Genomic DNA, 13,456 nt, shown 5'->3' on the forward strand with positions numbered 1-13,456 from the left:
ATGCAACGACCAAGTATTTCTATTGCCATTGTTGATGATCATACCCTTTTCCGCTCTGGATTAGCAAGTTTATTAGAAGAATTTGATGAAATAGAAGTGATGTTCGAAGCCATGAACGGCACTGATCTTCAAACTAAAATTAATCAGCATACTGGAGTTCAGCTTATTTTAATGGATATTAACATGCCCGTGATGGATGGTTTTACCACTACTAAATGGGTTAAAGCCAACTATCCAAACGTACATGTACTTGCGCTTAGCATGCTAGAGGATGAAAAAGCAATAATTGGGATGCTTAAAGCAGGTGCCGGAGGTTATATGCTCAAAGAATCTACACCTTCTGACTTATTAACTGCTATTAAGGTGATTGTAGACAAAGGATTTTATGTAAATGAACTCGTATCAGGCAGACTTTTAGTGGCTTTAAAAGATGGAGATGTTAAACCAACATTTTCTGCCAGAGAACTTACTTTTTTACAATATTGCAGCACAGAACTTACCTATAAAGAAATTGCCGATCTGATGAATGTGAGCCCCAGAACGGTTGACAACTATAGGGAATCTCTTTTTGCCAAGCTAAACATTAAATCGCGTACTGGGTTAGTGGTGTATGGCATCAAAAATAACCTAATCAATATCTAATGCAGAGATCAATCAAAATACTGATTTACAGAAGGATATATAGTAAAATTTCATTATCTCTTTTCAAAGAAAACGCCTAAAATAGCACAAAAGCACTATCTTATCTATTTTCAAATAATTATTAGATAAAATTTGGGCAACTAACCAATTAGTTTTAACTTTAGTTAAGGCAATTAATTTGCCATTATCCTTATTATTATTAACTATTATGGAAATTAAAGATTTAACTAAAGCGGAAGAGCAGATTATGCAGGTTCTATGGCAATTGGAAAAAGCATTTGTTAAAGAGGTTATTCACGAGCTACCGCTCCCCAAGCCTGCATACAATACCGTATCAACAATCATTAGAATTTTAGAAACCAAAGGTTTTATCGGTCACGAGGCTTTCGGAAAGGCTCATCAGTACCATCCCTTAATCAGCAGAGAAGAATATAAACGCCATGCTACAGAAAAACTGTTAGGCAATTACTTCGAAAACTCTGTAGAAAGTATGTTCTCTTTCTTTGTTAAAGAAGAAAAACTGGATTTAAGTGATGTTGATGAGATTTTAAAAATGATTAATCAGATTAAACATAAGCCAAAATGAGTTTTGCCCACTACCTATTACAGGTAAACTTATACTTAATTGTTTTTTTCGGCTTTTACAAATTACTGTTAGATAAGGAAACGTACTTCACTTTAAACCGTATTTATTTAGTAGCTGCAGGTCTTTTGTCTTTATGCACACCATTTATCCGTTTAGAGTGGTTAACAGAACAGAAGGCGGCGCAACAGGTTTATACATCAGTTAATTGGGAAGCCGTATTGGCAAAAGCAACCATTGTAACGGAACGTAATGATGGCTTTAACTGGGGAAATGCCCTTGTGTATATCTACTGCACAGGAATTGCATTTTTTTTAGTCAGGTTCATATTTAACTTAATAGCCGTTAAAAAACTCATAAGTGTAAGAAAGGCAGGCTCCGCTTTTTCTTTTTTTGGAAAAAAAGTAATTGATCATGAATTACCGCAAATGGATGTGATTGATATTCATGAAGAAGCACACATCAAACAATGGCATACCCTGGATATTTTATTTTTCGAAATTATAGGAATTATTACCTGGTTAAATCCAGTAATTTATCTTTATAAGAAAGCCATTAAAAATATTCACGAGTATCTGGCAGATGAACTTGCTGCCGAGTTTCAAGGTGATAAAGCTCAATATGCCATGTTGCTACTCAGTAAGTCTTTTGGTATTTCACCAAATACCTTAACAAATGGATTTTTAGAAAAATCGTTGATCAAAAAAAGAATCTTCATGCTTCATAAAGAGCGATCTAAAAAGATCGCTGTTTTGAAGTATGGTATCTTTATTCCGTTATTTGCACTTCTCATTGTACTTGCATCAGCTACTGTACGTAAAAACGAAAAATTGCTATCCATTACTGATCAGATCCCAATGAATAAGCCAATAGAGATGGTTGAAAATATAGTTAGTCCGTCCGGGAAGACTGTTATGGCACCCGAAACTTTTGTTGATGGCAAAACAGATCCAAGCTGGAAAGGGTTTTATCAATTTTTAACAAAGAACATCAGATATCCAAAAGCGGCAAACAGCAATCAAATTCAAGGTAATGCTCAAGTAAAGTTTAACATAAAGGGAGGCCTGATTACACGTATTTCATCAAATGTAAAACTAGGTGCTGGCTGCGATGAAGAGTTGATGAGAGTAATTTTATTATACAAAGGTTTTAAAACTGTTGCTGATGGGGAATACGCCTTGACAGTAAGCTTTAGCATTCCAGAATCTGCAGAAGAGTTTAAGAATAAACTGCTGCCAAAATCTGATGGATATATAGCGCTAAACAAAATTAATATCTTATCCTATCTTCCTGAAGATACAGAAAAAAACGATTTAAAATCTGAAAATGCAGGCGAAGTATATGATTTTGTTTCTATTGAGAAACAACCGGAGTTTCCGGGCGGCATCAACAAATTTTATAACTATGTAGGTAGTAATATCAAGTATCCAAAAATGGCGCAGGATAACAATGTCCAGGGTAAGGTTTTCCTTAGTTTTATAGTGGAGAAAGACGGGGCGCTATCGGATATTCAAATTACACGTGGTTTAGGAAGTGGAACTGACGAAGAGGCCGTAAGGGTTTTAAAAGAATCGCCAAAATGGAACCCAGGTATCAAAGATGGCTTAGCGGTAAGGGTAAAATATAATATCAACATTAATTTCACACTTACTGATCCTGCAAAAGAAACCAAAACGAGCAGCATTTCTAACAACAGAATCAGATTAACGGATGGTACAAATATTGACCCGCTAATTATTCTGGATGGTGTTAAATTATCAGATAACAGTCTGCTAAATACAGTTAATCCAAATGATATTGAATCAATGGAGGTATTAAAAGATAAAACTGCAGTAGATCTATACGGCCCAAAAGCTAAGGGTGGAGTGATTTTAGTGACCAGCAAAGGTACAAAAAGCAATACTTTCCGGCCACTCAACCCAAAAGAGTTTACGATAGATAAAAACACTAACTTTTTCGAACGACAAAGAAACTTCTAATCAAATTCGATATGAAAAAAGTAATTATATTGAGCATGATGATAGGCTTTAGTTTAGCCGGGTTTGCCCAAAAAGCAGATAGTACTAAAACAACCAAAATTACACTTAGAGGCGTAGCCGCCTATTGCAATGAGGCTTTGATTATAATAGATGGTAATAAACAGTACTTAAGGGGTCTTTCGTCACTTAACGAGGTCAACCCAGATAACATTGAATCTGTAAGCATCTTAAAAGATAGTTTGGCAACGGCCCGATATGGCGCCGATGGTTTTGCAGGTGTAATAGACGTTAAGACCAAAACTGGCGCACTAAGCAATAATTATGCACCTAAAGCCGCTCCAATAGAAATGAACAAATCTGATTTAAAAGGAAAAGTATCAGGATTTAGCGTGCGCCCCTCAATACCGAATATTAATACGCATAAAGAAGTAAGATATTTATTGAACAGAGATTTTGACCCCAAGGCAAAACCCCTTTACGTGGTAGATGGAAAAGAAGTTACCAATCCTAACATAAACGAAAAATCCATAAAATCTGTTGTGGTGATAAAAGATGCCAGTTCTCAAAAAATATATGGCGATAAAGGCAAAAACGGAGTAATAATGACTACGACTAAAAATGCAGCCTCACAGAAAAACTAATTGTGAATGCAATAAAAAGTTAATTTCTCTAAACACAAAACCCCAGCAAATTTGCCGGGGTTTTGTGTTTTCTCTCCTGTCTCGGAAGACTAAATTTAGAAAATATTTAATATACATACAAATATTACAGAATAAAATTTCAATAAATGCAAAAATTTAATATGCAAACATAAGATTATTATAACCTTCGCAAACTTTTATTTTGAGGTCAATTTATTGTACAAGCTTTCGCTTTCAAAATTTAAAGTTTCATATGTTTTCATAATAGCGTATAACCATTAACAAAGTACCAATTTAATGACTAGCTCTCGCCCAGTCATTAAATAACAGGAGTAGTATAGTTTTTCAATTTAATAATACGTACAAATTAATGTTGCACTAATAACTTTAATTTAAACTAAAAAGCCCCCACTAGGTGGAGGCTTAAAATTCCGATAAATCGGAATACACAGTATATTTTTTAAACGGTTTCTTCTGAAACAAATTTTGCAGATGCAAAATCTCGGTTCATACGGGCAATATTTTCCAAAGAGATTCCTTTAGGACATTCGGCCTCACAGGCACCAGTATTGGTACAATTACCAAAACCTTCGGCATCCATCTGCGCAACCATGCTTTGTACCCTGCGGTAACGCTCAGGCTGGCCTTGTGGCAACAGTGCCAACTGAGAAATTTTAGCAGATACAAATAACATTGCCGAAGCATTTTTACAAGTTGCCACACAAGCACCACAACCAATACAGGCAGCCGCTTCGAAAGCTGCATCAGCCTGCATTTTAGGAATTGGCAAATTGTTAGCGTCCTGTGCATTACCAGTGTTTACCGAAATAAAACCACCAGCAGCAATAACCCGGTCAAATGCCGAACGATCTACCGTTAAATCTTTTACTACCGGAAAAGCGGCTGCTCTCCAAGGCTCAACAACTATGGTATCGCCATCTTTGAAAGAGCGCATGTGCAACTGGCAGGTAGTAACTAAATCTTTTGGTCCGTGCGGACGGCCATTGATATACATTGAACACATTCCGCAAATCCCTTCGCGGCAATCATGGTCGAATACAACCGGCTCTTCACCTTTGTTAATCAATTGTTCGTTTAATACATCGAACATCTCTAAGAAAGACATATCCGGTGAAATATCGGCCAATTTATAATCTACCAAAGCACCTTTGGTATTGTTATTTTTTTGACGCCAAACTTTTAGCGTTAAGTTCATATTTCCTGTACTCATGGTATCTCAGATTTGAGATTTGAGAAATTAGATATGAGATTGAGATTTTCATCTCATGTCTCACATCTCACGTCTCTTATCTATTTATAACTTCTTTGTGCAACTTTAATATTTTCAAACTTCAATTCTTCCTTATGAAGTTCGAAGTTTACACCTTCTTTAAATTCCCAAGCGGCAACGTAAGCATAGTTCTCATCATCACGTAATGCTTCACCTTCTTCTGTCTGATACTCTTCGCGGAAGTGACCACCACAACTTTCGTTACGGTTTAAGGCATCAATGCACATCAACTCGCCCAGTTCGATAAAATCAGCTACGCGGCCTGCTTTTTCCAATTCAGGATTAAGCTCATTAACAACTCCTGGTACACGAACATCACTCCAGAATTCAGCACGTAATGCCCTGATTTCCTGAATGGCTTCATTTAAACCTTTTTCGTTACGGGCCATACCACATTTCTCCCACATAATGTGGCCTAAACGTTTATGGAAATGATCTACTGACTTTGTTCCTTTAATATTAACGAGGGTATTTAAAATACCTACTGCTCTGGCTTCAGCTTCTACGAAGGCAGGGTGATCTGTAGGAATTGCTTTCACCGAAATTTCTTTTGATAAATAAGCGCCAATAGTGTAAGGCAGAACGAAATAACCATCAGCCAAACCTTGCATTAAAGCAGATGCACCTAAACGGTTCGCACCATGGTCTGAGAAGTTAGCTTCACCTGTGCAATATAATCCCGGTACAGAGGTCATTAGGTTATAATCAACCCATAAACCACCCATGGTATAGTGAACCGCTGGATAAATACGCATCGGCGTTTCATAAGGATTCTCACCAGTAATCTGCGCATACATATCAAACAGGTTACCATATTTTTCCTTGATCACTGCAGTACCTAAACGCATACAGGTTTCTTTATCCGGATTGTGATTACCAGCTTTAGCAGCTTCGATTTTTCCGTAACGTTCTGTATTGGCTTTAAAGTCTAGATAAACAGCCAATTTTGAAGCCCCTACCCCATAACCAGCATCACAACGCTCTTTCGCAGCACGTGAAGCTACATCACGGGGAACCAGGTTACCAAAAGCAGGATAACGGCGTTCTAAGTAATAATCTCTTTCATCTTCAGGAATTTCTGAAGCTTTACGATTGTCATCTTTCTTTTTAGGCACCCAAATACGTCCATCGTTACGTAACGACTCAGACATTAAGGTTAATTTAGATTGATGATCGCCAGAAACCGGAATACAGGTTGGGTGAATCTGCGTATAGCAAGGATTTGCAAAATAAGCTCCTTGTTTGTGCGCTTTCCAGGCTGCAGTAACGTTACTGCCCATCGCATTGGTAGAAAGATAGAATACGTTACCGTAGCCACCCGTCCCTAATACTACCGCATGACCAAAATGACGCTCGATTTCTCCTGTAATTAAGTTGCGGGCAATAATACCACGGGCTTTGCCATCAATTTTAACAACCTCAAGCATTTCGTGGCGGGTATACATTTCTACTTTACCCATACCAATCTGGCGTTCTAAAGCAGAATATGCACCTAATAATAATTGCTGACCGGTTTGACCTGCGGCATAAAAAGTACGTTGAACCTGCGTGCCACCGAATGAACGGTTATCTAACAAACCACCATACTCGCGGGCTAAGGGCACACCCTGAGCCACACACTGATCAATAATATTGGCACTTACTTCGGCCAAACGATGCACATTAGCTTCGCGGGCACGGTAATCGCCACCTTTAATCGTATCGTAGAAAAGGCGATAAACACTATCACCATCATTCTGATAGTTTTTTGCTGCGTTAATACCACCCTGAGCAGCGATAGAGTGTGCTCTACGTGGTGAATCCTGAAAACAGAAACATTTTACTTTGTAACCCATCTCAGCCAAAGTAGCCGCTGCCGAAGCACCTGCTAAACCTGAACCTACAATAATTACCTCAATAGTTCTTTTGTTCGATGGGTTTACCAAAGGCACAGAAGACTTATATTTTGTCCATTTACTGGTTAATTCGCCTTCTGGAATATTTGAATTAATATCTGACATATCTTGTGTGCTAAAACTTAATCAATTAAATGTGTGTAAACTGCAATTGGCATTAAGGCAAATACGATCGAAATAATTACTGCATACCATACACTAACACGTTTAATAATTCCATTGTATTTTGAATGGTTCCATCCCATAGTTTGAAATGCAGAAGCGAAACCATGTAATAAGTGATAACAAAGAGAAATCATTAATAAAACGTAAGCAGCAACCCTAACCGGATCCTGAAACTTCTCTTTCATTACGGCATATAAATCTTCATGTCCGTTTGCATCAACAGTTGGAATACCGGTAAAACGGGAAACTACCCAAAAATCCTTCAGGTGGATAACAAGGAAAATCAGTAGTAAAGTACCTAATAAACCCATAGAACGGCTATACCACTTGCTATTGGCGTTACCATTATAAACGGCGTAACCTACTGGCCTGGCTTTTCTATTTTGAATTGTAAGGTTAACTGCCTGGTAAATATGCACAAGCAAACCTAAAAATAATATGTACTCCCCTGCTCTAATGATCCAATTGGTAGCCATAAAATGCGCTCCAATATTAAATTTCAAACCATTATCGTCAAGAAATATTAACGAATTAATACCAGCATGTACAATTAAAAAGAGTATCAGGAATATCCCTGTAATACCCATAACGTATTTTCTCCCTATTGATGAAGAAAGTGCATTTCCGAAACCACTCATTTGATTAGGATTTATATCTAAATTTCTTGCAAAAGTATCTAATTATGAGTTTAATTTATAAACGATTATGACAAAACAGCGATAAAACATTTATTTAGAAACATTCTAAAGCATATTCGTAATTAATCGAAAGAATATGCGATTATTTAGGGTTTCGATTATCAATTTTTAATTTTAGTAAAGTGTTATATAATTGTTTTGACCATTAAGAAATTAAGGTCATTAAGGTTTAAATACGCTTTTTCTTGCAAACTTATTAATCAGGTAGAATTTTGAAATATTCGTTAACGATCGGCACTATACTTTTAGTAATATTCTCCGTAAAAAAATTAATCAATAATCCCTGTGGGGCACCTAGAAGTTTCATATAGGTTTGGAGTTGCGCCTGATGAACAGGTAAGATATTCGATATTGCCTTTATTTCTATTACAACACAATTATTAACAAATAAATCCGGCCGCAAATCTAAATCCATTTCTAAATCATCATACTCTACTGACAGTACGAATTGTTGAGCAACTGTATATCCGTTTTTCTCCAATTCATATTTTAAGCAGCGTTCATAAACACTTTCCAATAAACCTGGACCTAATATTTTATGAACTTTAATTGCGAATCCCGTTATCTCATAGGATAACTGTGTAACCTCTCTTTTAGTCATTTCCTAATTTAGTTGAGTTAAAACATGCTTTTCCGCATTAACTTTTAAGCAAATAATTAGGGATGACAAATAAGTTTATAATAGAAACTTATTTAAACACCAAATTAACAAATATCCTCTTAACTACCTAAATTTCTTAATGGGAATAGATTAGATGATAAGAAAACTTAACTTTTAAAAAAGAATGGCATAAAAAAAAGTCCCGATTTGCATCGGGACTTTTTACGATTTATGTATTCGAGTTTTCTTAAGCTACTTTAACATTTACCGCGTTTAGGCCTTTTCTACCTTCTTCTACATCGTAGTTTACGGTATCATTCTCGCGAATGTTATCGATTAAGCCTGAAGCATGAACAAAAATTTCGGCATCGCCATTAGATGGAGTGATGAATCCGAAACCTTTAGTTTCATTAAAAAATTTTACTGTTCCTTGTTGCATTGTATTGTATTTTAATTTTACCAAAGATAAGGTTAAATACCTATAAATCAATTTTTTATTTTTTTTATTATATAATATCGCTCAAATACATGGTCTGTATGCCTGTTAAGCCCTTTTTAAGATCAAATTTAATCTAACAATTATTGACATACTACCTGGTTTCAGCACGAATTATGTTCAAAATAGGTTCCGCCCATTCACTTTTCTGCCTAAAAAACAAAGTTATTTCAAAAGTAAACCTTCACAATTAGAGCTTTCGTTAGCTATAAACCACACTTTCGCACTGCTCCTCATTCACCGTCACATTTTCGGTAATTTTTACAACTAATGTTTCATTACCCCTATCACTATAGCTTAAGATCAGCAAATCACCAACAATCTCATGTAAAATTAACTTCGGGCTGGTATAAGTGATGGAAACGACGTGCGCTGCTTTGTTTAACAAATCAGAAGCATAAATATGCAATTCGGCACAATTGAAAAGGATCGGATGATCTTCGAGATCACTTAAAACGGGTATTTTATAATCTAATGCGGCAATGCTGTTCATGACCGAATACTGAAGTTTCTGATTTAGCGTAATGGCCTTTTCATTGGCCTGTTGCATCTGAGAAAAAGTATGCAGGCTTTGATCTAAGCTATAGATTTTTGATCTTTTTTGAAATTCTTTATAAGTATCATGAAATATTCGTCTTTCAAAATCCGTTCTGCACATGAAATTGAAATATTGTTTTACGCGAAGGTTAATACTAGCTAAAGCCATAATATTCGGTTTTGGTTGCTGATTCCAATGGAACAATAAAAAATTAATTTATATCGGCAAAAACTGATGATCAATCAGTAGCAGCGAAACTAAATCTTGATTATGAACAACGGATGAATATTGATTTTATGTATCAGAAATGAGGTCAAGTAACTAAGATTTAAGATATTTTAACAGTTAACTGTATTGATTAGATGTAAAAAGGCTCCTGATTACACTACTATTGACAGAGTCTACAAGTACTTCCGTCATCCGATAGCTAGCTATCGGATCTCGCGCATGCGGGAACCATGAAGTGCTCAGCGGAGCTAATCTTAAGAAACCTTGCATTAAGATCCCCATCCGATAGCCATCGGATCAAGTTGGGAATGACGATCTATCTCGGGATATTATCAACTTAAAATTTAACTGTTACTCCAATTGATTTTTCTACAATAAATTTCCCCTCAACGTGACAAAAGTTGAGATTATACTGGATAATGCGCTTGTCTATGTGATACAAACCAATGGATTGCATCAACTCAATTTTCAAAACTGTTTAAGTGGCTGGCAGGTTATATGATTATACAAAACATGTATCACTAAATAATTACCAATATGGAAACGAGAAACAACCATGCATTGATCCAGACCTTACTGGATTGTGCGCTAGCTTGTGAACATTGTGCATCGTCTTGCTTAAAAGAAGAAGATATCAACATGATGATCAATTGTATTAAACTTGATAGGGATTGTGCCGATATCTGTACGCAGGCGGCCAGATTATTGCAAAGAGATTCAATTATAGGGCATCAATATTTATTGTTGTGCGAAGAAATATGCAGGCTTTGCGCGGCAGAATGTAGCAAGCACGATCATGAACACTGCAGACAATGCGCAGCAGCCTGCGAAGAATGTGCAGACGCCTGCCACGCCAACCACGAACCGATCAACCAGGATTAAATAAAAAGGCTTCCCAAATTAAATTTGGGAAGCCTTTTTAACTATTTATTACAATGAATTACTGGGCAGGGAAACTGTAGTTATACGAGCCTTGCTCACTTACACCAGAAATACTCACCATGTTATTTCTGCCTAAAGGCAATGCTTTTTGGACATCTGCCACAGAATTTACAGGTTGTCCGTTCACTTTGGTGATAATTAAACCTTTTTCTACCCCAATATTATCGAAAGCTTTACCCGTAGTAACTGATGTTACGACCACGCCACTGTTAATGCCATATTTCGATTTCTGCGCTTGAGTAGCCGGAACAAAGGTTGCACCCAGTTTCGAAACTTCTATGCTTTTACCTGCAGCATTTTTAGCGGTAAGACCAACGCTGGCTTCTCCTTTTAAAGTTACAGTGTAATCTTTAAGTGCGCCATCTCTCAACACGGTTAATTTAACTTTATCGCCAGGATTTAAACGACCTACTTTTTCTTGAAGATCAGGCGAATCGTTGATCACTACGCCGTCAACTTTTTTGATTACGTCACCTGCTTTAATGCCCGCTGCGGCAGCACCGCCACCAGCAACTACATCGTTCACATATAAACCACTTATTTCGTTGGTTTTAATGCCTTCTGGTTTTTCCTCACCACTTAATGGCACAAAGTTAACCCCAATATAACCACGTTTAACAGAACCATACTTCATAAAATCATCTACAATTTTACGGGCAAGGTTAACCGGAATTGCAAATCCATATCCTTGGTTATACCCGCTCTGTGATGCAATTGCTGAATTAATACCCACCAATTCGCCACTTGCATTTACAAGGGCACCACCGCTGTTACCAGGGTTAATGGCAGCATCTGTTTGGATAAATGATTCGATACTGGTATTTGCTGGACGATCTGGTCTTTTACCGGTACGTTGGTATTCGCGATATTCCTCTTCTGTAATTTCATTACCTTGTTGCTCGCGGCCAATGATCCCGATGCTACGGTTTTTTGCACTTACAATACCAGCTGTTACAGTTGTATTTAAATCTAACGGAAAACCAACAGCCAATACCCATTCTCCAACCTGAACATTATCCGAATTACCCATTTTTACTACAGGTAAACCAGTTGCATTTACTTTAATCAATGCTAAATCTGTATTTGGGTCGCGGCCGATTACTTTTGCCTCTACCTTACGTCTGTCTGTTAAAACCACTTCAACTTTCTCCGCATTTTCTACCACGTGGTTGTTGGTTACGATATAGCCATCCTGACTGATGATTACACCAGAACCTGATGCGGCTCTTGGTTGACGCTGCATCTGACGACCACCGCCGCCAAAGAAATCTTCCATCATATCAAACGGGGAAGAACCTCTGCCACCACCACTCTGCGCAGCGTAAGTTGTTTTGATGTGTACTACACCAGGCGCCACTGCTGCAGCCGCCTGAGTAAAATCTGCAGCACCAGCCGATGATACTTTTAGTGGGTTATTGGCAAAATACAAATTCTGTTTCTCAGTAATTGTACTGCCTGTCTGGTTACGCTCAAATAGTTTATAACCTCCAATTGCTGCTGCCCCACCTATAAAAGCAGCCAACACGGTAATTCCTAATATTTTTTTCATGTGCTTATATATTGTTTTTTTAATGGTCATGAAGCTATTAAAAGCCTAGTTTTATTTTATAAATTGGTTAGCTTTTAATGGTTTCATGTGTTTGTATATTGTTTTTTAACGGCCATGATTTATTATAAACTAATTTGCTAGCTAATGGTTTAGCTTATAATATTCATTTATTAAATGTTCTTGTTTGCAAGAGCGTTTTTAATTTTGATTTAAGCATGGTGCTCCAGCAGTTCTCATCTGCTTAAATTTTCTTTAGTAAGTTTATTCAAATTTAATACCATATAAACGATATTTGTATCCTCAAAGCACTTAGTTTTGTGTTAAAAAATGTTAAATCAACAAATACACATCATTAATTAGCTTTTTGCATTTCAAATATTGCATTAGAAAATGAAGCTTTCATGAAAATTAATTTCTTTAAATACCAAGGCGCAGGTAACGATTTTATTTTAATAGACCATACTGATGGTCCGTTAAAAAACATTGACAATCAGCTATTTGAACAATTATGTCATAGAAGATTTGGTGTTGGTGCCGATGGATTAATGTTTATAACTAAACATGAAGATTATGATTTTGAAATGCACTATTTCAATGCAGACGGCAAGCCCGGAAGTATGTGCGGAAATGGTGGCAGATGCATCGTAGCCTTTGCCAAACAGCTTGGCATTATCGATCGGGAAACAAACTTTTTGGCAGTAGACGGTCCGCATTATGCCAGAATTTCAGAAAATGGAGAATGGGTTGATCTACAAATGATTGATGTTGATACCATTACCAAAGATGGTGAAGCCTACGTATTAAATACAGGTTCGCCACATTACGTTGCACTGCAAAGTGATTTAAAAGATTTTGACGTTTTTATCGAAGGAAAAGAAATCCGCTATAATGCAACATATGCAGAAAAAGGTATAAACGTAAACTTTGTTGAAGATAAAGGCGATCATTTATTTGTACGCACTTACGAGCGCGGTGTTGAAGATGAAACCTATGCTTGCGGCACTGGTGTAACGGCGGTTGCCATGGCCATGGCCAAACATAAAAACCAAACGGGTCATATTAAAACCGATATTAAGGTTTTGGGTGGCGATATTAAAGTAGCATTCGATTATGATGGTAAAACATTTACCAATGTATTTTTATGCGGGCCCGCAAAATTGGTTTTTGAGGGAGAAGTGGTATAAGCAGTTCATTTGACGACATTATAA

General features: G+C 36.9%; 13 protein-coding genes. 6 read left to right on the top strand and 7 right to left on the bottom strand.

The window, feature by feature from the left end:
- The 4 genes from BLR60_RS19675 (at window position 1) to BLR60_RS19690 (ending at window position 3,845) form a co-directional block, all read left to right on the top strand.
- Window positions 1-642, top strand: a complete 642-nt coding sequence (locus tag BLR60_RS19675) for a response regulator transcription factor (protein ID WP_090502966.1) — start codon at window positions 1-3, stop codon at window positions 640-642.
- A 208-nt stretch (window positions 643-850) separates the two neighbouring features.
- Entirely contained in the window at window positions 851-1,228 is a 378-nt protein-coding gene (locus tag BLR60_RS19680; protein WP_090502968.1) for a BlaI/MecI/CopY family transcriptional regulator, read from the top strand.
- Window positions 1,225-3,204, top strand: coding sequence for a M56 family metallopeptidase (locus BLR60_RS19685; protein WP_090502970.1), 1,980 nt, complete (start codon window positions 1,225-1,227; stop codon window positions 3,202-3,204). The genes BLR60_RS19680 and BLR60_RS19685 overlap by 4 nt, the downstream gene beginning before the upstream one ends.
- A gap of 11 nt (window positions 3,205-3,215) precedes the next feature.
- The gene (locus BLR60_RS19690) at window positions 3,216-3,845 is read left to right on the top strand and encodes a TonB-dependent receptor plug domain-containing protein (RefSeq protein ID WP_090502972.1); all 630 of its coding nucleotides are present in this window, start codon (window positions 3,216-3,218) and stop codon (window positions 3,843-3,845) included.
- A gap of 460 nt (window positions 3,846-4,305) precedes the next feature.
- On the opposite strand, the gene BLR60_RS19695 is transcribed toward BLR60_RS19690, so the two are convergent.
- The 6 genes from BLR60_RS19695 to BLR60_RS19720 all read right to left on the bottom strand — a co-directional run bounded on the left by BLR60_RS19695 (window position 4,306) and on the right by BLR60_RS19720 (window position 9,697).
- Window positions 4,306-5,076, bottom strand: coding sequence for a succinate dehydrogenase/fumarate reductase iron-sulfur subunit (locus tag BLR60_RS19695; RefSeq protein ID WP_090502974.1), 771 nt, complete (start codon window positions 5,074-5,076; stop codon window positions 4,306-4,308).
- An 80-nt stretch (window positions 5,077-5,156) separates the two neighbouring features.
- The gene (locus tag BLR60_RS19700; protein ID WP_090502976.1) at window positions 5,157-7,136 is read right to left on the bottom strand and encodes a fumarate reductase/succinate dehydrogenase flavoprotein subunit; all 1,980 of its coding nucleotides are present in this window, start codon (window positions 7,134-7,136) and stop codon (window positions 5,157-5,159) included.
- Window positions 7,137-7,153: 17 nt separating this feature from the next.
- Entirely contained in the window at window positions 7,154-7,834 is a 681-nt protein-coding gene (locus BLR60_RS19705; protein ID WP_090502978.1) for a succinate dehydrogenase cytochrome b subunit, read from the bottom strand.
- 256 nt (window positions 7,835-8,090) lie between these two features.
- Window positions 8,091-8,495: a GxxExxY protein gene (locus tag BLR60_RS19710; protein WP_090502980.1), complete on the bottom strand. Its 405-nt coding sequence runs from the start codon at window positions 8,493-8,495 to the stop codon at window positions 8,091-8,093.
- 247 nt (window positions 8,496-8,742) lie between these two features.
- Window positions 8,743-8,934, bottom strand: a complete 192-nt coding sequence (locus BLR60_RS19715) for a cold-shock protein (protein WP_010599638.1) — start codon at window positions 8,932-8,934, stop codon at window positions 8,743-8,745.
- Between the two features lie 259 nt (window positions 8,935-9,193).
- On the bottom strand, window positions 9,194-9,697 hold the full coding sequence (locus tag BLR60_RS19720) for a hypothetical protein (RefSeq protein ID WP_090502982.1): 504 nt from the start codon (window positions 9,695-9,697) through the stop codon (window positions 9,194-9,196).
- 597 nt (window positions 9,698-10,294) lie between these two features.
- Here BLR60_RS19720 and BLR60_RS19725 point away from each other — a divergent pair.
- On the top strand, window positions 10,295-10,639 hold the full coding sequence (locus tag BLR60_RS19725; RefSeq protein WP_090502984.1) for a four-helix bundle copper-binding protein: 345 nt from the start codon (window positions 10,295-10,297) through the stop codon (window positions 10,637-10,639).
- A 58-nt stretch (window positions 10,640-10,697) separates the two neighbouring features.
- Here BLR60_RS19725 and BLR60_RS19730 read toward each other — a convergent pair whose 3' ends face one another.
- A complete protein-coding gene (locus BLR60_RS19730) occupies window positions 10,698-12,248 on the bottom strand; it encodes a trypsin-like peptidase domain-containing protein (RefSeq protein ID WP_208600685.1) in 1,551 nt (516 codons plus the stop codon).
- A gap of 401 nt (window positions 12,249-12,649) precedes the next feature.
- Between BLR60_RS19730 and dapF the strand changes: the two genes are divergently transcribed.
- A complete protein-coding gene (gene dapF, locus BLR60_RS19735) occupies window positions 12,650-13,432 on the top strand; it encodes a diaminopimelate epimerase (RefSeq protein ID WP_090502987.1) in 783 nt (260 codons plus the stop codon).
- The last annotated feature ends 24 nt before the right edge of the window (window positions 13,433-13,456 follow it).

Source organism: Pedobacter terrae, assembly GCF_900100705.1.
GTDB lineage: Bacteria > Bacteroidota > Bacteroidia > Sphingobacteriales > Sphingobacteriaceae > Pedobacter > Pedobacter terrae.

Excerpts from the sequence above, each read along its gene's own strand:
- BLR60_RS19675 (WP_090502966.1), top strand. The coding sequence starts at position 1 with ATGCAACGACCAAGTATTTCTATTGCCATTGTTGATGATCATACCCTT.
- BLR60_RS19680 (WP_090502968.1), top strand. The coding sequence starts at position 851 with ATGGAAATTAAAGATTTAACTAAAGCGGAAGAGCAGATTATGCAGGTT.
- BLR60_RS19685 (WP_090502970.1), top strand. The coding sequence starts at position 1,225 with ATGAGTTTTGCCCACTACCTATTACAGGTAAACTTATACTTAATTGTT.
- BLR60_RS19690 (WP_090502972.1), top strand. The coding sequence starts at position 3,216 with ATGAAAAAAGTAATTATATTGAGCATGATGATAGGCTTTAGTTTAGCC.
- BLR60_RS19695 (WP_090502974.1), bottom strand. The coding sequence starts at position 5,076 with ATGAGTACAGGAAATATGAACTTAACGCTAAAAGTTTGGCGTCAAAAA.
- BLR60_RS19700 (WP_090502976.1), bottom strand. The coding sequence starts at position 7,136 with ATGTCAGATATTAATTCAAATATTCCAGAAGGCGAATTAACCAGTAAA.
- BLR60_RS19705 (WP_090502978.1), bottom strand. The coding sequence starts at position 7,834 with ATGAGTGGTTTCGGAAATGCACTTTCTTCATCAATAGGGAGAAAATAC.
- BLR60_RS19710 (WP_090502980.1), bottom strand. The coding sequence starts at position 8,495 with ATGACTAAAAGAGAGGTTACACAGTTATCCTATGAGATAACGGGATTC.
- BLR60_RS19715 (WP_010599638.1), bottom strand. The coding sequence starts at position 8,934 with ATGCAACAAGGAACAGTAAAATTTTTTAATGAAACTAAAGGTTTCGGA.
- BLR60_RS19720 (WP_090502982.1), bottom strand. The coding sequence starts at position 9,697 with ATGGCTTTAGCTAGTATTAACCTTCGCGTAAAACAATATTTCAATTTC.
- BLR60_RS19725 (WP_090502984.1), top strand. The coding sequence starts at position 10,295 with ATGGAAACGAGAAACAACCATGCATTGATCCAGACCTTACTGGATTGT.
- BLR60_RS19730 (WP_208600685.1), bottom strand. The coding sequence starts at position 12,248 with ATGAAAAAAATATTAGGAATTACCGTGTTGGCTGCTTTTATAGGTGGG.
- dapF (WP_090502987.1), top strand. The coding sequence starts at position 12,650 with ATGAAAATTAATTTCTTTAAATACCAAGGCGCAGGTAACGATTTTATT.